This is a genomic window from Campylobacter concisus (assembly GCF_001891085.1).
GTDB classification, from domain to species: domain Bacteria; phylum Campylobacterota; class Campylobacteria; order Campylobacterales; family Campylobacteraceae; genus Campylobacter_A; species Campylobacter_A concisus_O.
The window spans coordinates 88,954-107,624 of record NZ_JXUP01000008.1 but is presented as its reverse complement, the minus strand read 5'-3'; the positions used below and the strand labels follow the sequence as shown (position 1 = coordinate 107,624).

The 18,671-nt window shown below is 38.8% G+C and carries 16 protein-coding genes; 13 read left to right on the top strand and 3 right to left on the bottom strand.

Going from position 1 to position 18,671, the window contains the following annotated elements:
- Positions 1 to 59: 59 nt before the first annotated feature.
- The 3 genes from TH67_RS08240 to galU are packed head-to-tail and all read right to left on the bottom strand — an operon-like array spanning position 60 to position 2,647.
- The gene (locus TH67_RS08240) at positions 60 to 605 is read right to left on the bottom strand and encodes a DUF1287 domain-containing protein (protein ID WP_072595161.1); all 546 of its coding nucleotides are present in this window, start codon (positions 603 to 605) and stop codon (positions 60 to 62) included.
- A 3-nt stretch (positions 606 to 608) separates the two neighbouring features.
- Positions 609 to 1,829 carry a glucose-6-phosphate isomerase gene (locus TH67_RS08235; RefSeq protein ID WP_072595160.1) on the bottom strand — a complete coding sequence of 407 codons (1,221 nt, stop codon included), beginning with the start codon at positions 1,827 to 1,829 and terminating at the stop codon, positions 609 to 611.
- On the bottom strand, positions 1,826 to 2,647 hold the full coding sequence (galU, locus tag TH67_RS08230) for a UTP--glucose-1-phosphate uridylyltransferase GalU (RefSeq protein WP_072595159.1): 822 nt from the start codon (positions 2,645 to 2,647) through the stop codon (positions 1,826 to 1,828). Before galU ends, TH67_RS08235 begins: the two co-directional genes overlap by 4 nt.
- Positions 2,648 to 2,773: 126 nt before the next feature.
- Between galU and TH67_RS08225 the strand changes: the two genes are divergently transcribed.
- From TH67_RS08225 to TH67_RS08160, 13 genes are all read left to right on the top strand, one after another.
- On the top strand, positions 2,774 to 3,409 hold the full coding sequence (locus TH67_RS08225; protein ID WP_072595158.1) for an IMPACT family protein: 636 nt from the start codon (positions 2,774 to 2,776) through the stop codon (positions 3,407 to 3,409).
- 35 nt (positions 3,410 to 3,444) lie between these two features.
- A complete protein-coding gene (gene lgt / locus TH67_RS08220) occupies positions 3,445 to 4,260 on the top strand; it encodes a prolipoprotein diacylglyceryl transferase (protein ID WP_072595157.1) in 816 nt (271 codons plus the stop codon).
- 119 nt (positions 4,261 to 4,379) lie between these two features.
- Complete coding sequence (locus tag TH67_RS08215) at positions 4,380 to 5,078, top strand: fumarate reductase cytochrome b subunit (RefSeq protein WP_072595156.1); 699 nt, start codon at positions 4,380 to 4,382, stop codon at positions 5,076 to 5,078.
- 14 nt (positions 5,079 to 5,092) lie between these two features.
- Complete coding sequence (locus TH67_RS08210; RefSeq protein ID WP_072595155.1) at positions 5,093 to 7,111, top strand: fumarate reductase flavoprotein subunit; 2,019 nt, start codon at positions 5,093 to 5,095, stop codon at positions 7,109 to 7,111.
- Positions 7,104 to 7,823, top strand: a complete 720-nt coding sequence (locus TH67_RS08205) for a fumarate reductase iron-sulfur subunit (RefSeq protein ID WP_021091811.1) — start codon at positions 7,104 to 7,106, stop codon at positions 7,821 to 7,823. The genes TH67_RS08210 and TH67_RS08205 overlap by 8 nt, the downstream gene beginning before the upstream one ends.
- A gap of 362 nt (positions 7,824 to 8,185) precedes the next feature.
- The gene (locus TH67_RS08195; protein WP_072595153.1) at positions 8,186 to 9,085 is read left to right on the top strand and encodes a restriction endonuclease; all 900 of its coding nucleotides are present in this window, start codon (positions 8,186 to 8,188) and stop codon (positions 9,083 to 9,085) included.
- Between the two features lie 232 nt (positions 9,086 to 9,317).
- Positions 9,318 to 10,049: a phosphatidate cytidylyltransferase gene (locus TH67_RS08190; RefSeq protein ID WP_072595152.1), complete on the top strand. Its 732-nt coding sequence runs from the start codon at positions 9,318 to 9,320 to the stop codon at positions 10,047 to 10,049.
- Entirely contained in the window at positions 10,031 to 11,140 is a 1,110-nt protein-coding gene (gene dxr / locus TH67_RS08185; RefSeq protein ID WP_081370931.1) for a 1-deoxy-D-xylulose-5-phosphate reductoisomerase, read from the top strand. Before TH67_RS08190 ends, dxr begins: the two co-directional genes overlap by 19 nt.
- The gene (locus TH67_RS08180; protein WP_072595151.1) at positions 11,127 to 12,362 is read left to right on the top strand and encodes a uracil-xanthine permease family protein; all 1,236 of its coding nucleotides are present in this window, start codon (positions 11,127 to 11,129) and stop codon (positions 12,360 to 12,362) included. Before dxr ends, TH67_RS08180 begins: the two co-directional genes overlap by 14 nt.
- Positions 12,362 to 13,654, top strand: coding sequence for a M99 family carboxypeptidase catalytic domain-containing protein (locus TH67_RS08175; protein ID WP_072595150.1), 1,293 nt, complete (start codon positions 12,362 to 12,364; stop codon positions 13,652 to 13,654). Before TH67_RS08180 ends, TH67_RS08175 begins: the two co-directional genes overlap by 1 nt.
- The gene (tsaD, locus tag TH67_RS08170; protein ID WP_072595149.1) at positions 13,651 to 14,658 is read left to right on the top strand and encodes a tRNA (adenosine(37)-N6)-threonylcarbamoyltransferase complex transferase subunit TsaD; all 1,008 of its coding nucleotides are present in this window, start codon (positions 13,651 to 13,653) and stop codon (positions 14,656 to 14,658) included. The genes TH67_RS08175 and tsaD overlap by 4 nt, the downstream gene beginning before the upstream one ends.
- A 97-nt stretch (positions 14,659 to 14,755) precedes the next feature.
- Positions 14,756 to 16,843 (top strand): dynamin family protein, encoded by a 2,088-nt coding sequence (locus TH67_RS08165; protein WP_072595148.1) that lies wholly within the window; start codon positions 14,756 to 14,758, stop codon positions 16,841 to 16,843.
- Positions 16,836 to 18,668 (top strand): dynamin family protein, encoded by a 1,833-nt coding sequence (locus tag TH67_RS08160; protein ID WP_072595147.1) that lies wholly within the window; start codon positions 16,836 to 16,838, stop codon positions 18,666 to 18,668. The genes TH67_RS08165 and TH67_RS08160 overlap by 8 nt, the downstream gene beginning before the upstream one ends.
- Positions 18,669 to 18,671 lie beyond the last annotated feature (3 nt).

Below are 18,671 nucleotides of genomic sequence, written 5' to 3'. Positions count from 1 at the left end.
TTTTTCCTTGAATTTATTTTTTGCGATTTTGCCTAAAATTTGATTAAAAAGCCATTTTGCTACTTTAGTCTAAAATGACCTGTGATCTTGTAGTTATAAAGTATATTTTCTTCCTGCACGCCAGAGCCGATATTGTGGATGACAAGCGGTATTTGGCCTTCAAATTTATCTGAGATCACACCGATGTGAGGTAAATTTCTTGGCAGCATCCATGTGACGATATCCCCTGGCAAAAATTTATCATCACTCACCTCAAAACCTTTTCTTTTTAGATAGGTAGCGATGTTTAAAACGCGCCTGTGATCGATGTTTTTATCAGCTTTTTTAAGGCCCCATTTTTTAGGATAGCTTGTGAAATTTCTACTCATATCTTCAAAAATGAGTCTTTGCAGATCCATCTCTTGATGCCGCAGCGCCCTTATCACAACATCGGTGCAAACGCCCTTTTTGATATCCACATCACCCATTGGGTAGGCGAGCCTTTCGTAGCTTGGATCGTAACTTAGCGTCACGCCGATCTGCGACCTAGCGTCATTTACAAATTTGCTCGCCGAAAAGGCAAAAATTTGCGAGGCAAAAAGAGCTAAAAGTAGAAATTTCTTCATTTTCTACTTTAAAAGCATGGTTTTTAGGATACGTTTTCCTATCTCAACGCCTGGCTGATCGTAGGTGTTGATGCCTAGCATGATACCAGTGGCCGAAGTAAGCAGCTCATAGTAAAAAATGAGCCAGCCAGCATGAAACTCATCAAGCCTCTCAAGCGTTATAGTATCGACACTTATGCCCTCTTGCACCAGCGCCATAGCTGTCGCGTCGCACTGCAAATTTATAAGCTCATTTAGGCTTAGACCTGCCACAAAATCGCACTCTTCAAGCCCGTTTAAGCTCAAACTTGGGATAGTCTTGTCGCTTGCGTGATCTTTTATCTTTATAAATGTCACACTCTTATCTTTTACGCCGTCCATTATAAGCTGCAAAAAGCTGTGCTGATCGCGACTACCAACAAGTCCAACTGGCGTAAGGCCGACCCTTTTATAGCCTCTTTTTTTACCAAGGCTCTCCGCCCAAAGCTGCACGTACCAGTCGTTAAATTCAAAAAATCTATCGCAATAGCTAAAAATGACATTTATACTGGCATTTCTGCTAGTGGCGTAGTGGTAGGCTTTGGCGACTATTGAGCTATCTTTTTGCTCGATGTATTGCTTCTTGCAAGCAAGTGCGCCCTCCAGTAGTGCCTTTATATCATATCCGCAGATACCAAGAGGCACAAGGCCTATCGCACTTAGCACGCTAAATCTCCCGCCCACATTTTTTGGGATGTTAAAAAATTTAATGTCATTTTCTTTGGCAAAATTTTCTAAATTTGTCTCAGGATCAGTTATGATGAGGAAATTTTTGCCTAAATTTTTAGGCTTAAAGTCATCAAGCAAGCACTTAAAAATGGTGATAGTCTCGATCGTATTGCCAGATTTTGAGCTTATTATAAAAAGCGTTTCGTCAAAATTTAGCCCACTAAGCGTGCTTTTGTAGCTGCAAGGATCAACGTTATCTAAAAATAAAAGCTCTCTTTTTATCCCCTTTGTGCCATCAAGCATCGATTTTAGCGCCTTTACGCCAAGACTGCTGCCGCCAATGCCAACTAGCACGACATTTTTGATATGAGTTAGTCCCTTTTCATACTCGTCGATCTCGCCAAGTAAATTTTGCCCAAGTACTGGCAGGTGGTAGTAGCCTATCTCGCCGCTTTCGTATTCGTCGTTTATGCGTTTGGCGTAGGAGTCAATGACATCGCTGCTTGCAAAGTTAAATTTAAATGAAGTTTCTATCATTTACTGCGCTCGTAAAAGAAATTTGTAGCCTCGACAAAGCCATCGATGCTGCCGCAGTCAAACCTCTTGCCCCTAAATTTATAAGCCAGCACCATGCCATCTTTTGCTTGCGTTTTTAGTGCATCCGTGATCTGAATTTCGCCGTTTTTGCCTGGTTTTGTTCGCTCTAAAATGTTAAAAATATCTGGCGTTAGGATGTAGCGCCCGATTATCGCTAAATTTGTCGGAGCCTCGGCAGGATCAGGCTTTTCAACCATATCATCTACCATTATAAGATCATCTTCTATAAACCTACCACTTACGACGCCGTAAGACTTGGTCTGCTCTTTTGGGACTTCCATTACTGCAACGACGCTACAACGATACTTTTCATAAATTTTAACCATTTGCGAAAGCACGCCCTCGCCGTTTTCATTTATGCATAGATCATCTGCCAAAATGACCCCAAAAGCTTCATCTCGAACTAGAGTTTTGCCCGTATAAATGGCGTGTCCAAGCCCTTTCATGGCATTTTGCCTAGTAAATGAAAATGTGCATGAGCTCATTAAATTTCTAACTTCGCTTAGCAGTGACTCTTTAGAGCTACCTGCGATCTCTTTTTCTAGCTCGTAGCTGATGTCAAAATAGTCCTCAAGCGCCCTTTTTCCGCGTCCTGTGACAAATGCCATATTATCCATGCCAGCCTCAAGTGCCTCATCAACACCGTAGTGAATGAGTGGTTTTGTAAGGATCGGCAACATCTCTTTTGGGAGCGATTTTGTAGCTGGTAAAAACCTCGTTCCATATCCAGCCGCTGGAAATAGGCAAGTTTGTATCATTTTAGTCCTTCATAAAAAATTGCAAAATTCTACTATCTTTTCCTTAATAATATAAATTTGTTTGAATTTACAAGGCTTTAATTAGCAAATTGATAAGATTTTTAAAATTTTTAAAAAAGAGCAAAATTGCAGACGATTGATAGGATATTTAAAGCCCAGCTTGATATAAAAAAGTCAAATTTCTTAGCATTTTTGTGCCCGATAAGCTCGTTTAAAAGCTTGCACGAACACCTAAAAGAGGAGCATTTTAAGGCCGTTCACGTAGTTTGGGCGACAAGGGAGCTAAACAAATATGGACAAATCGTTGAAAATCAAAGCGATGATGGCGAGCCAAAGGGCACTAGCGGCCAGCCAAGCCTAAATGCGCTAAGAGGAGCTCAGCTTATAAATGTTGGGGTCTTGATAGTTCGCTACTTTGGCGGGATAAAGCTTGGCACTGGAGGGCTTGTTAGAGCCTACTCTGGGGCTGTGAATGAAGCGATAAACGAGGCTATAAAAGATGGCGGTGTGATAAAATTTGAGATAAAAGATGAGGTTAAATTTTTTACGCCATTTTCGCTGATGAGCCGCTTTGAGCACTATTTTGCTACTAAAAATTTAAGCGAGTTTGAAAGAGAATTTAATGACACTGGAGCGATCTGGAGCGTAAATTTAAACGAAGCCGAGTTTGCTGAGCTATTTAAATTTTGCAAAGAATTTGAAGCAAGCGAGTTTAAATTTCTAGCCTTGCCACTTGGCAGTAAAGCGCTGTTTATTTATTAATTGTAAAATCGTATAAATTTAAAAAGAAAGTAAAAATGGAAATTTGGAACGACATTTATAACCACTTTGACCCAGTCGCCTTTAGTATCTTTGGCTTTAGCGTGCACTGGTATGGGCTTATGTATATTTTAGCCCTTGTTTTGGCGCTTGCCATGGCAAAATATCTCGTTAAAAAAGATGATATCCCAATCTCAAATCAGCTCTTAGATAATTACTTTTTCTGGGTTGAAATAGGCGTTATTTTGGGCGCTAGGCTTGGCTGGGTTTTAGTCTATTCAGGCGAAGTAAGCTACTACTTGGCGCAACCTTGGCAAATTTTTAATCCATTTCATAACGGCGAATTTATAGGAATTCGTGGCATGAGCTACCACGGAGCAGTAGTTGGCTTTCTGCTTGCGACATATCTATTTTGCAAAAGGTATAAACAAAATTTATGGCAGCTACTTGACCTTTGTGCCGTTTGCATACCTTTTGGCTATACATTTGGCAGGATCGGAAATTTCTTAAATCAAGAGCTTTTTGGGCGAGTTACGGATATGCCTTGGGCGATAAATGTTTTTGGCCAACCAAGACATCCTAGTCAGCTTTATGAGGCATTCTTAGAAGGTTTAGTTATTTTTATTATTTTATTTTTATATAGGAAATTTAAGAAATTTAATGGCGAACTGATCGCGCTTTATGCTATTTTATATACTTTTGCAAGATTTATTTGCGAGTTTTTTAGAGAGCCTGATTCAGGACTTGGATTTATTATTTTTGATCTTTCAATGGGTCAAATTTTATCACTTATCATGTGTGGTTTTGGAATTTTTATTTATGCCATGCTTTATAAAAAATTTTCAAAGCTCTAATATAAGTGTTTAAAAAATATTAAAGTAAAAATCTGCTAGCATTAGCTTTATCAATTAATACTAATATTTAAATTAGTATTAAGAAATGATAATTTATTTCAAATTTCTTAGGAGGGCTCATGACCGGGCTTATAGAAGGTTTTTTGGGAAAACGGTCGGACGACAAAAAAAGTCGCACTCCAGCCGCTTGGGATAGATGGCAAAGTATTACAGGGTTTATTTTGGCCTGTTTTATATTGTGCCATATGGTTTTTACTTCTACCATACTACTTGGCAAAGACGCATTTAACGCTGTCGTAGGGTTTGCGGAGGCTAAATTTTTATTCGGCGAGGCTACATGGTGGATCACTAACGTCATAGCTGCGGTAATATTTGCCATTTTTATCGCTCATGCATTTTTAGCTATGAGAAAATTTCCAGCAAACTACAGACAATATCTAATGTTTAGAGGCCACAAAGACCGCATGAAGCACCTTGATACTACGCTTTGGTGGTTTCAGTTTTTAACCGGTTTTGCGCTATTTTTTGCAGCCAGCGCACACTTAGTAGATATAGTCTTTGGTGGACATATTACTGCCGACAAATCAGCGGCTGCATTTCATCAATTAGAAATTTTCTACTTCGCACTACTTGTTTTCATGGTCGTTCACGCTAGTATCGGTATGTACCGCTTGTATGTCAAATGGATAAGCATTGATGGTACAAATAAGCACGAAATGTTTGCCAAAAGAAATAAGGCAAAAACAATTGTATTTGCCGTTTATGGCATACTTGCTATAATTGCGCTAATCGCCGATTTCGTGTGGATCAGCCATTAAAAAGGAGCTAGAAGATGAATGTAAAATATTATGATGCATTGGTAATTGGTGGTGGTCTAGCTGGTCTTAGAGCTGCTGTGGCTGCTGGAGAAAAGGGCTTAAGCACCGTCGTTTTAAGCCTAATTCCCGTTAAGCGCTCGCACTCTGCGGCTGCGCAAGGCGGTATGCAAGCCTCTTTGGGAAATTCAAAAATGAGCGAAGGCGACAACGAGGATGTACACTTTGCCGACACGGTAAAAGGTAGCGACTGGGGCTGCGATCAGCAAGTAGCGCGTATGTTTTGTCAAACCGCGCCTAAGGCGATTCGCGAGCTAGCGGCTTGGGGCGTGCCTTGGACTCGTATAACAAAAGGCGAGAGAAGCGCTATCATCAACGCTCAAAAAACGACTATCGTAGAAAAAGAAGAGGTCCACGGACTCATTCACTCTCGCGACTTTGGCGGAACTAAAAAATGGAGAACATGCTTTACTGCAGACGCCACCGGTCACACTATGCTTTTTGCCGTAGCAAACGAAGCTCTGAAACACAATGTCGAAATTCATGACAGAAAAGAAGCTATCGCGCTAATCCACGCAAACAACCGCTGTTACGGCGCGATCGTTCGCGATCTAGTTAACGGCGAGATCACGGCTTACGTCGCAAAAGGTACGCTAATCGCTACGGGCGGCTACGGTAGGGTTTATAAGCACACTACAAACGCCGTAGTTTGCGAAGGTATCGGCGCGGCCATCGCACTTGAGACCGGCGTAGCTCAGCTAGGAAATATGGAAGCGGTGCAGTTTCACCCGACTCCGATCGTTCCATCAGGCATTCTTTTAACAGAAGGTTGCCGCGGCGACGGCGGAATTTTACGCGACGTGGACGGATATCGCTTTATGCCAGACTACGAGCCTGAGAAAAAAGAACTAGCTAGCCGCGACGTCGTAAGCCGCCGCATCATGGAGCATATCCGCGCAGGCAAAGGGGTACCTAGCCCATACGGATATCACGTTTGGCTTGATATTTCAATCCTTGGACGTGAGCATATCGAGAAAAACTTACGCGATGTTCAAGAAATTTGCGAAATCTTTAACGGCATCGATCCTGCCGACACCGAAGTATATACTGACGAAAATGGACGCCAACGCGGTAAAGGCTGGGCGCCGATCCTTCCTATGCAGCACTACTCTATGGGCGGCATAAAAACTAAGCCTACAGGCGAGAGCCCGACGCTAGCGGGTCTATTTAGCGCCGGCGAGGCTGCGTGCTGGGATATGCACGGATTTAACCGCCTAGGCGGCAACTCTGTTTCTGAAACCGTCGTAGCTGGCATGATCGTTGGGGACTATTTTGCCGACTACTGCGGCAGCCACGAGATAGATATAAATACCGCAGATATCGAAAAATTCGTTAAAAAAGAGGAAGACTATCTAAAAAGCCTTGTCGAAAAAGAGGGCAAATTTAACGTATTTGAGATCAAAAACAAGATGAAAGACATTATGTGGGAGCACGTGGCGATATTTAGAACCGGCGAAGGTCTTGCCGTAGCGGTAAAAGAGCTAGAAGAGCTTTATAAACAATCTTTAGATGTCAAAGTCACAAACAAGGCCCTATTTGGCAACCCTGAGCTTGAGGAAGCCTACCGCGTACCAAAAATGCTAAAACTGGCCCTTTGTATCGCAAAAGGCGCGCTTGATCGCACCGAGAGTCGCGGAGCGCACTGCCGCGAAGACTATCCGAAACGCGACGACCTAAACTGGCTAAACAGAACTCTAACTAGCTGGAAAGAGGGCGATACGCTACCGACTATTGTGTATGAGCCACTTGATATTATGAAAATGGAGATGCCACCAGCATTTAGAGGCTATGGTGCGAAAGGTAATATTATTGAGCATCCAGATAGTGCCATCCGCCAAAAAGAGGTTGATGAAATTCGTGAGAAAATGCAAGCTGAAGGTAAGAGCAGGCAAGAAATTCAAGAGGCTTTAATGCACTATGATCTTCAACCAAAATATAAAGCACCAAACGAAAGAGCAGGAATAGGATATGAGTAGAAAAATAACCATAAAAGCATTTAAATATAATCCGTTAAGCAAAATTTCAAAGCCGCACTTTGCGACCTACGAGCTAGAAGAGACTGATGGTATGACGTTATTTATCGCGTTAAATATGATTCGCGAGAAATTTGACCCAGATCTTAGCTTTGACTTTGTTTGTCGTGCTGGAATTTGTGGAAGTTGTGGCATGCTTGTAAATGGCAAGCCAAGATTAGCTTGTAGAACTCTTACTAAGGATTTTGAAAGCGGAGTAATTGAGCTTATGCCTTTGCCGGTATTTAAGTTACTAAAAGACTTAAGCGTAGATACGGGCAACTGGATGAATGCGATGAGTAGGCGTGTGGAGAGCTGGATACATACAGACCACGAGACAGATATCTCTAAACTTGAGGAAAAGGTTGAGCCTGAAGTGGCTCAAGAGGTATTTGAGCTTGATCGCTGCATCGAGTGCGGTATCTGCGTGGCTGCATGCGGTACGGCTATCATGAGGCCTGATTTCATCGGTGCGGTTGGACTTAACCGCGTAGCTAGATTTAAAATCGATGCGCTCGATAAACGAACCGACGAGGACTTTTACGAGCTTATCGGCGACGATGACGGCGTATTTGGCTGTATGACTTTGCTAGGCTGTGAAGACAACTGCCCTAAACACTTACCACTTCAAAGCCGCATAGCTTATATGCGTAGAAAAATGGCTGCTATAAAGTAGCAAAGGGGCTGTAAAAGCCCCAAATTTACTTCTAAATTTGTTAAAAAAGACTGCAAATAGATGCCAAAAGGCATAAAAAGATATCAATAGATACAAATAAGAAAAATAAAAATATCAAAAATGGGATTGATAAGAGTGCGCCCATTATATAGCCAAGTGGAAATGCGATAAATATAAAGACGATTCCAACACCAGAAACAAAACAAAAAATTAGCGCAAATATCGTAGTAAAGGTGTTTACAAATAAGCTAATATTTTCTAAAAGAAAATTTGTTAGGCCAAGACATCTCATGTTTTGATTATAGCTTTTAAGCCAAAAAATTTATATAATTTCAAAAATTTGCTTCATTTAAGGATATAAAATGTTGCCAAGCTATAAAGATATGATGCTGCCTATTTTAGAATTTGTCGCGCAAAAGAAAGAGGCAAATAGAGCTGAAATTTCTAAATTTATAATTGAGCATTTTAAGCTAAAAGACGAAGATCTTTTGCAAAAAATAAAAAGAGGAACTCCAACTTATATAAATCGTACCGACTGGGCTTTATCCTATCTGGCTACAACAGCTCAAGTAAAATCAAGGCCAGAAAAAGTGCTGCTTCAAAAAGTTGGTAGAAGCCTATTTGCCATAACAAATTTTGGCAAAGAGTTAGTAAGCAGTAAGGATAAAAAGAGCAAATTTCTCACTTGGTACGATGAAATTTACAAACAAGAGATAAGGCAAGAGAAAAAAGAAGCCACGGAAAACACCCCAGATGACAATATAGATGAAGCGCTTTGCAAGATAAAAGAAGAGCTAAAAAGTGAAATTTTATCTAGCATTTTAGAAAAAGAGTCAAGATTTTTTGAATACCTTGTAACAAAGCTACTTGAAAAGATGAATTATGGAGCTGGAAATCTTACGAACAAAGGCCCAGATGGCGGGATAGATGGCATCATAGACGAAGATGAGCTTGGGCTTTCTAAAATTTATATCCAAGCAAAAAGATACAAAGACGGCAGTAATATCCGTAGGCCAGAAATTCAGCAGTTTATCGGCGCCATCTCAAATAAAAATACTAAAAAAGGTGTCTTTATCACTACAGCAAAATTTACCAAAGAAGCTGAAAATTTCGCTAAAGATAATCAAAATTTTAGCGTGGTTTTGATAGATGGCGACAAGCTTGCGGAGCTAATGATAAAATACAAAGTCGGCGTTCAAACAAGCCAAATATATGAAATTTGCAAAATCGATACCGACTTTTTTGAGGAAAATAATTTTTAAAATTTTAAGCCATAAAGCACTACTGCGTATATTTATTGCAAGTTGCTGCTTGGGATCATTTTGGTCTTGCTTTATTTGTGTGCTTAAAAAGCAAATTTAAATCTTTACTAACGCCAAAATAGTCTAAATTTACCAGCTTAAAATGCTTTTTAAACCAAATTTTACTCTTATAAACGCCGTCTAAAATTTAAGTGTTATAATTACAGCGAAATAACGATTTTAAGGAGAGGATATGCAATCTCGCATAATCACTGGCGTTTTGATGTTTGTTGCTATTTTAGTAGTTTTTTTTATTGATAATTATATTTTAAATTTTATCTTGCTCGGCGCTGTGCTTTATTTTGCATTTAATGAGTCGCTCAAGCTTTATAATATCGATCACAAACAGCTAGTTTTTGCCGCACTTGCTTTTTACGTGCTTACATATTTTACAAATCCAATATTCATAGCGATCCTTGCTATCATGCTAGTTGCTTCGATCCTAGCTCACATAAAAAGTGAAAATTTAAAGCTAGTCGCACCTTTTGTATATCCAACCACGCCGATCTTTATGATATGGATGCTTTACTCAGAGTATGGCGTAGGCTATCTCGTATGGCTTATTTTAAGCGTAGTTGCAAGCGATAGTGGTGCATTTTTTGTTGGTAAAATGTTTGGCAAACATCCATTTAGCCCAAGCTCACCAAATAAAACAATCGAAGGTGCAGCAGGCGGCGTAGCAATAGGCACTGTGATTGGCTGCATTGTTGGAAATTTTATAACTGAAGGATTTTTCCAAATTTTATTTTCAAGCTTTTTAGTCTGCGTGTTTGCGGTTTGGGGAGATTTGTTTGAGAGTTACCTAAAAAGACTTTGCGGCGTCAAAGATAGTGGTTCGCTCTTCCCAGGACACGGCGGCATGCTTGATAGGATAGATGGCTATTTATTTGGTGTAGTTGCCCTACTTTGGTCGCTCTCGTGGTAATACTTGGCTCAACTGGTTCAATCGGCAAAAACGCCCTTAATCTTTGCGAAAAATTTGGCGTAGAGGTTGAGGCGTTAAGCTGCGCTAAAAATGTAGATTTACTAAATGAGCAAATTTTAAAATTTAAACCAAAATTTGTCTGCGTAGGCGATGAAAAGCTAGCTAAAAATGTAAAAAACATAGAAGATAAAAATATCTTTTTTAGTGAGGCTGGACTGCTGCAAATGCTAGAAATTTCAAGCTCAAAAAAGATAATAAACGCCCTTGTTGGCTTTGCTGGCCTTGCTCCTAGTTTAAAGACGCAAACTCTTGGCAAAAGGCTTGCACTTGCAAACAAAGAGAGCCTTGTTGTTGGCGGCAAATTTCTAAAAACTAGAGAAATTTTACCAATAGACAGCGAACATTTTGGACTTAAATTTCTACTTGAAAATAAAACTGCACCAAAAAAACTCATCATCACAGCAAGTGGCGGTGCATTTTATAAAAAGCCGATCAAATTTCTAAAAGACGCCTCACCAAGCGATGCACTAAAGCATCCAAACTGGGATATGGGCGCAAAGATTACGATTGATAGTGCGACGATGACAAATAAGCTTTTTGAGGTGATGGAAGCTTACTGGCTTTATGGCATTAAGGAGATCGAGGCTGTGATAGAGTCAACCTCTGCGATACATGCCGTAGTTGAATTTATAGACGGCTCAAGCACGATGCACCTCTCGCGACCTGATATGAAGCTAGCTATCGCTCATGCTATGTTTGAAAATATCAATGAAAATATTGTCTCACACGCAAATGTACTTGATCTAAAAAATATAAAATTTCATAAAATCAGCCTTAAAAAATATCCCATTTTTTCGCTAAAAGATGAGGTCCTAGCAAACCCTGATCTAGGTGTAGTGATAAATGCTGCAAATGAGGTTGGAGTATTTAGCTTTTTAGAGAAAAAATGTTCGTTTTTGGATATCTCAAGGCTCGTTTTAAGCTCTGTTAAAAATTTTAGAAATATTAAAATTTCAAATATTGATGAAATTTTTGAAGCTGATAAAGAAGTTAGAAATTACGCAAAAAGGATGTTAAATGCAAAGGTATGAGGGTTATAAATTTGATCCCAAGCAAAGCTTAATCGGCGTTCAGTTTTTATTTGTCGCCTTTGGTGCACTTGTATTAGTGCCGATACTTACGGGGCTAGATGCAAATGTAGCTCTCTTTACAGCCGGTCTTGGCACGCTACTTTTTCAGCTAATTACTAGAAAAAATGTTCCGCCTATTTTTTTAGCAAGCTCCTTTGCTTTTATCGCGCCGCTTCAGTACGGTATCGAAAAATGGGGCATAGCCGTGACGATGGGAGGCGTTATATTTGCTGGATTTTTCTATGTTGCTTTAAGTCTTGTGGTCCGATTTGGCGGAGAGAAAATTTTGCATAAAATTTTGCCTCCAGTTGTCGTTGGGCCGGTCATCATGACAATAGGCCTAATCCTTGCTCCAAATGCCGTCAAAATGGCAACATCAGCCACTGAAATTTATACTCAAAATGAAGCAATGATCGTCGCTGGCATTTCGCTAGTGGCTACTATTTTAGTGATGATGCTTGGACGTGGCATGTTTAGGCTTATACCTATTTTGCTTGGTATTATCACCGGATACATCGTAGCTTACTGCTTTGGCATGGTTGATTTTACCCCTATCTTTAATGCACCTTGGTTTAGAATGCCAAATTTCACTACACCAAAATTTGAGTTTGAAGCAATCATTTATATGATACCTATCGCCATCGCCCCAGCGATCGAGCACATCGGCGATATGCTTGCTATCTCAAACGTCACAAAAGAGGATTTTCTAAAAAATCCAGGGCTTAAAAATACGCTCCTTGGAGATGGACTTGCTACTTCGCTTGCTGCCTTTTTTGGTGGCCCGCCAAACACTACATACTCAGAGGTCACAGGCGCAGTTAGCCTTACAAAAGCTTATAATCCAGCGATCATGACCTTTGCGGCGATCACTGCCATCGTGCTAGCCTTCGTTGGCAAGCTAGGAGCGGTGCTCTCAACTATCCCAGCCCCGGTCATCGGCGGTATTATGCTGCTACTTTTTGGCATCATTGCAAGCGTTGGCATGGAGACACTTATAAAAAATAAAGTTGACCTTGCAGACCCTAGAAATATGATAATCGTAGCCCTCATCTTTATCTTTGCCATCGGCGGCATGGTGCTTGACCTTGGAGCAGTTAAATTTTCAGGTATAGGGCTTGGCGCGGTTACTGGCATAGTTTTAAATTTGCTTTTACCAAAAACAAAGCATTACGAAGGATATTAATGCGTAAATTTCTACTTTTTTTACTAACCTTTGCCACTGCTAGTTTGGCCAATACTTTAGACTATGCGCTCATCAAAAAAGGTGAGCCAAGCGAGAACACGATGTTGTTAATCGGCGGTATTCAAGGCGATGAGCCGGGTGGCTTTTTGGCAGCCTCTATCGTGGCAACTGACTATAACATCACAAAAGGCTCGCTTTGGGTTGTGCCAAATTTAAATTTCCCAAGCATAATCGAGCGAAGTCGTGGCACAAAAGGCGATATGAATAGAAAATTTGCCCATGTCGATAAAAACGATCCAGACTATAACTCAGTGATGAAGATAAAAGACGTCATCAATGATAAAAACGTTACGCTCATATTAAATTTGCACGATGGAAGCGGATATTACAGAGATAAATTTATAAACAAAGACGAAAATCCAGATAAATGGGGCAATACTTGCATCATTGATCAAAGCACACTTCCTAGTTCAAAATACCCAGAGCTTGAAAACATTGCTTCAAGCGTAAAAGACGTGCTAAACAAGCATCTAATAGATCAAAAACACCAGTATCACATCAAAAACACGCACACTGCGATGGGTGACAAAGAGATGCTAAAAAGCCTAACTTACTATGCTATCACGCAAAATAAATCAGCCTTTGCAAACGAAGCTAGTAAAAATTTAAACGCTGAGCAAAGGACTTATTACCATCTAATCGCTATTGAAGAATATATGAAAAAGGCTGGCATTAGCTTTACTAGGCCGTTTAATCTTGATGTTAAAAGCGTAAAAAAGGCGATCGAAAAAGAGATCAGACTCGAGCTTGAAAATTCATACGCGATAAGTCTTAAAAATCTAAAGCCTTTAATAAATTTTGTCCCACTTAAAAAAGGCGAGTTAAACTATAGCTCACCAAATCCGTTAATAGCCGTCATAAAAGAAAATGGTAGCTTCAAAGTGCAGTACGGCAACCGCTTTGTTACTAGGTTAAAGCCACAATATTTTGAGTTTGCAAAACCGCTTGAGGAAATTTCACTAATAAGTGACGGTAGCGAGCTTACATTAAAAAGTGGCGATAAATTTAGCGTGAAAAAGAGCTTTAAAATAAAATCACTCAAAAACGTGCGCGTAAATGTCATAGGATATGGCACAAAAAGTATAGATGAGAGTGAGCAAGAAGTGGCTAAAAGTAGTCTAAATAAAAGCTACAGCATCGACAAAGACGGCAAAATTTATAGAGTCGAGTTTTATAAAAACGAAGATGGCAAAGAGAAATTTGCTGGCATGATCTTAGCGGAGTTTAAATGATACTTGGCATCGAAAGCAGCTGTGATGACAGCTCAGTTGCACTCATAGATGAACGCACTTTAGAGAAGATTTATTATAAAAAAATTTCTCAAGAAGAGGAGCACGCTATCTTTGGTGGCGTTGTTCCTGAGCTTGCAGCTAGGCTTCATACAAAGGCACTGCCAGCACTTTTAGAGGATATCTTGCCAAATTTTAAAGATATAAAAGCAATCGCTGTGACAAATGAGCCAGGTCTTAGCGTGAGCCTAATAGGCGGCGTCAGCATGGCAAAAGCGCTAAGCGTGGCTCTTAATATCCCGCTAATTGCCGTAAATCATTTAGTTGGCCACATTTACTCACTATTTTTAGATCGCGAAGCTACCTTTCCACTTGGCGTACTGCTAGTTAGTGGCGGGCATACGATGATCTTAGAAGTAAGCGAAAATGATGAAATTTTGGAGCTTGCAAGCACTGGCGATGATAGCTTTGGTGAGAGCTTTGACAAGGTTGCTAAAATGCTTGGTCTTGGTTATCCAGGCGGTGTCGTGGTGCAGCAAAATGCCCTACTTTGTAAAGACAAAGAGAGGTTTCATTTTACCATTCCACTTCTTCACGACAAGCGCCTTGAGTATAGTTTTTCAGGGCTTAAAAACCAAGTCAGAGTCGAAATTTCAAAGCTAGAAAGTATCACTCCAAAAGATATTTCTGACATCTGCTATGCATTTGAAAATACTGCCTGTGAGCACATTTTAAACAAGCTTGAAAAGGTCTTTTGTTTAAGAAATTTTAAGCGTTTTGGTGTAGTTGGCGGCGCAAGTGCAAATCTAAATTTACGAAAAAGGCTTGAAACGCTTTGTCAAAAAAACGAGTGCGATCTTTTACTAGCTCCACTTGAGTTTTGCTCTGACAATGCCTTGATGATAGCAAGAGCTGGGCGTGAGAAGTACCTAAAAGGAGAGTTTGTAAACCATAGCGAGCTAAATATAAATCCAAGAGTTAGCTTTAAAAAGCTTGAGTTAAATTAAACTTTTTAAAAAAACATAAAATTTTGCGCCTAAATCTTGATAGCTTCGTAAGTAAAAACGTAATAAAATCTAAAAAATTTCAAAAAAAGAATCTTTAATGGACGAGTTTTTAAATCACGCTTGGCATTTAAATAAAATTTACGCTAATACTGATGCAAGCGTGCCTTTTTACCCAGATCTACTGGCGCTTCTTTTATCTTGTGATGAGAAAAATTTAGATGAGTTTATGGCTCTTGCCGAGTTTAGAACTATCTTAAAAAAGCTAGGCGTTGGACTTGATATCTTTAGCATACAAAGTGCACAGCTAGCTACGCTAAAAGCACTAAATGAGGCAAAAATTTCAAGTGATGAACTCGTAACCCGCTTACAAAAGCTACGTGACGAAAAGATAATTAGCCATGAAAAATTTGATTTTTTAATAAAATTTATAAGCAAAAACTCAAATCAAAATAAAGCAGAAATTTCTAATGCGAAGCCAAAAGATCATTTTCACAAGAGCTTGGATTTTCTAAACGAGATAAATGAAAAAGCAAGTATGCTTGATGAAGATAAAGAATTTTTACTAGCTTTAAAAAACGCCAAAAAAAGATCAAACGAAACGCTTTTTAACATCGCAGTAAGCGGCATCATAAACTCTGGCAAATCAACCCTTTTAAATGCACTTTTAAACAAATCCGTCCTTGGCACTTCAAATGTGCCTGAGACCATAAATTTAACCATCTTAAAGCATGCATCAAATAGCCATGCAAAGGTAAATTTTTATAGCCCAGACGAGCTAGAAAAGCTTGGACTTTCAAGCGAAAATTTACCAGCTAGTAGCGTAGAGATCAGCCTAGATGAGATCAAAAACTATACATCTTCAAGCTCAAAAACAGCAAATCTCGTAAAAAGCGTTGAGCTTTATGATGACTTGGAGCTTTTAAGAGATAATGTCTGCATTATAGACACTCCGGGCATAGATGATGCGATCGTTTTAAGAGAGCAAATAACTACAAATTTTATGAAAGAGTGCGACCTTTTAGCACATCTCATGAATGCTTCGCAAAGTGCAACGCAAAAAGACGCACTATTTTTGAAAAAATGCCTTGAAAACTCGCATATCGTAAGAGTTGCTATCGTGCTAACTCACACTGATGAGTTAAACGCAAAGGATATTAATGAAACGCTTAACTACGTAAAAAAGGCGATTGGCGAGCAAATAAATGATATAAAGATAGATTATTTTGTGCTTAGTGCAAAGGCTTATCTTGATGGCGCTTTAAATAGTGGTGTGCCGGAGTTTAAAGAGTATCTTTACGATGTGCTTTTTGGTAAAGACTCTAAAAAATCAGCTCTCATTTTAAACTCATATCAAAAAGAATTACAAAATATTTTAAAAACAAAACTCGAAGCTACAAAGGCTGAAATTTTAGAGCTTAAGGCCTTTACTTTAGAGCTAGAAGCTTTGCAAAACGAGCAAGCAAATATCAAAAATTCTCTTAATGAAAATTTCACAAAACTTGAAAGGCTTTTAGAAAGCGAGCTAAAAAAACTAGATGATAAAAATGCAAAAGATATCTATAAAATGGGACTTGAAGCATTACTTCAAAATCTAAACGAAAAGATTAAGAGTGAGATCGCTTACTGCAAAAATAAAAGAGAAAATTTAAACCTAAAACGTCTTACACAAATAGCAAAAACTACACTTCATGACGGAGTTGCAGCACTTATGAGAGAGGCCAGAAATGAAACTTTAGTGCAAACAAAGTCATGCGAGCAAAATATCGCTTTAAGTTTTGATGGCTTTAAGGTGAGTGAAAATAAAATTTTTAGTATAAATGACTTTTTAAAGCAAATGGGCGTAGAGCTTGATTTTATCGAGCTTCTAGATGAGCTTGAAGCTAAAATTTTAAGCAAAAGTGAGCCAGATGAGGTGCTTTTAAGTTTAAGACAGAATTTACTTAACAATAAAAGCATATCGCAGTTTTGTGAGATACTAGCAGAACATGAAAAAAAGCTGCTAAAAGAGCGAGTAAAGGCTTATGAGATGAGCCAAAAAGAGGCTTTAAATAAAAGGCTTTTAGTGCTCAATGAAAAACTTAATGAGCTAAATTTACAAAATCAAAGCTCGATTTCAAAGCTTAGACAAAAGACCTCCTTACAAGATGAAATTTGCTCACTTTTAGAGGATATTAAAAATGTTTAATGAGTTTATAAATGCCTACAAAGCGAGATATTTTAAGGTCTTTACAAATGATTTTAAGGGTGAGCTAGCTAGGCTCGTAAATGATCTAAACGATCCTAGCTTGCATATAAGCGAGCAGATAAAAGAGAGCTTAAATTTACTAATAGACACTCTAAATGAACCACCGCTAATAGCTGTTATCGGTCAATTTTCAAGTGGGAAATCAACGTTTTTAAACGCACTTCTTGGTCAAGATATCTTGCCATCAGGACTAACTCCAGTCACTGCAAAGGCTGTGAGACTAAAATTTGCAAAGATGCCACTTCTAAGCGTGAAATTTATAAACGATAGCGAAAGCCTGCTAGCAAGTAGCGATCTAGCCGAGCTAAATAAGCTAGGCGAGCAAGTTTCTGGCATGACGCTTTATGCGCCAAGTGAGATTTTAAAAGAGATAAATTTCATCGACACTCCTGGCCTAAACTCGCTAAGAGATGCTGATACAAAAGAGACAAAAAATACGCTAAAAAAGGTTAGTGGTGCGATATGGCTAAGCCTTGCAAACAACGCCGCAAAGGCAAGTGAGCTTGAAAGTATCAAAGAAATTTTAAAAGCCAATGATCTAAAAGCGATCTGCCTAATCAACCAAAAAGACAAGCTAAGCGAGGACGAGCTTGAAAATTTGCTAAAACACGCTGGGCAAACTTATGGCGAGCTTTTTGAGGATATCATCGCTATCTCGTCAAAGCAAGCCCTTCTTGGCATAACAAATAATGACAAAGGCCTACTTGAAGCTTCAAATTTTAACGAAGCTCTAAAGGCTATTAAAGAGTGCTTTTTAGACAACAGCTTTAAAGAAAATTTCATAAAAGTAAGGGCAAAAAAGATCGTAAAACTCCTAACCAACGAGCAAGAAAAACATTTAGAAATTTATGATAATGCGCGGTTTATTTTAGATGAATTTAGTGGCTCATTAGATGAGAGGCTAGAGGCGATAAAAGAGGAGTTTAAGCCAAAGATCACTTTAAGTTATAGTCAAATGAGTGAAGTTATAAAACTTGCTGCCGATGAAGTATTTAAGCTACTTAAACCATTTTCAAAGACAAAATTTAACGCTTCAAAGACGCTTTTAAATAAAGAAATTTACAAGCGTGAAAATTTTGAGGTAATAAGCCTTGATAGCGACGAAGTCTTTTCAAAACTTATCTACGAAGATGTGGTTTTTAATAAATTTTTTAAACGCTACAAAAAAGATCTAAAAGAGCTAGAAAATGCAATAACCTCAGCATTTAATGAGCTTTATAAAAATTTAGAGGATAAATTTTTAATATATAAATCTCGCTATGAAAATTACGCTAGCTTTGATGATCAAGCCTTGGCTTACGAAACAAAATCCATAAATACCTATGCCGGACGGACATATGAAAATTTTTTAAGAGAGTATGAAACGGCTAAATTTAAGGCCACACAAAAGGTCTCTTTGTTTTTTGAAAAGCTTGATATAAAGCTAGCCTCAAACTATGAAAACGCGCTCAAACTCGCGGTTTATTTTATAAAACAAAAGATAGAAAAGACGCTAGAATCGCATCTGCAGATGAATACGCCACTTTATATTCCAAGCGCAAAAGACGTCTATGAGCGTATGCTTGATGCGTTTAGTCTTTATGAGTTTGAAGCTTTAATGTGCTCAAACAGCTCGTTTTTAAATAAAATTTTGCTTGATATAAAGAGCGATTTTAATGAAATTTATACTTTAAAAATAGCAATGCTTGATGGCTTAAAAGCAAGAGTTAAAGAGCAAATTTCAAAGATCGAAGAGCTTTGTGAAAATTCATTGCTATTAAGATAAATA

Coding starts and splice junctions, on each gene's coding strand:
- TH67_RS08195 (WP_072595153.1), top strand. CDS start 8,186: ATGTTGCCAAGCTATAAAGATATGATGCTGCCTATTTTAGAATTTGTC.
- lgt (WP_072595157.1), top strand. CDS start 3,445: ATGGAAATTTGGAACGACATTTATAACCACTTTGACCCAGTCGCCTTT.
- TH67_RS08235 (WP_072595160.1), bottom strand. CDS start 1,829: ATGATAGAAACTTCATTTAAATTTAACTTTGCAAGCAGCGATGTCATT.
- TH67_RS08165 (WP_072595148.1), top strand. CDS start 14,756: ATGGACGAGTTTTTAAATCACGCTTGGCATTTAAATAAAATTTACGCT.
- galU (WP_072595159.1), bottom strand. CDS start 2,647: ATGATACAAACTTGCCTATTTCCAGCGGCTGGATATGGAACGAGGTTT.
- TH67_RS08160 (WP_072595147.1), top strand. CDS start 16,836: ATGTTTAATGAGTTTATAAATGCCTACAAAGCGAGATATTTTAAGGTC.
- TH67_RS08240 (WP_072595161.1), bottom strand. CDS start 605: ATGAAGAAATTTCTACTTTTAGCTCTTTTTGCCTCGCAAATTTTTGCC.
- TH67_RS08180 (WP_072595151.1), top strand. CDS start 11,127: ATGCAAAGGTATGAGGGTTATAAATTTGATCCCAAGCAAAGCTTAATC.
- TH67_RS08175 (WP_072595150.1), top strand. CDS start 12,362: ATGCGTAAATTTCTACTTTTTTTACTAACCTTTGCCACTGCTAGTTTG.
- TH67_RS08210 (WP_072595155.1), top strand. CDS start 5,093: ATGAATGTAAAATATTATGATGCATTGGTAATTGGTGGTGGTCTAGCT.
- TH67_RS08215 (WP_072595156.1), top strand. CDS start 4,380: ATGACCGGGCTTATAGAAGGTTTTTTGGGAAAACGGTCGGACGACAAA.
- TH67_RS08205 (WP_021091811.1), top strand. CDS start 7,104: ATGAGTAGAAAAATAACCATAAAAGCATTTAAATATAATCCGTTAAGC.
- TH67_RS08190 (WP_072595152.1), top strand. CDS start 9,318: ATGCAATCTCGCATAATCACTGGCGTTTTGATGTTTGTTGCTATTTTA.
- tsaD (WP_072595149.1), top strand. CDS start 13,651: ATGATACTTGGCATCGAAAGCAGCTGTGATGACAGCTCAGTTGCACTC.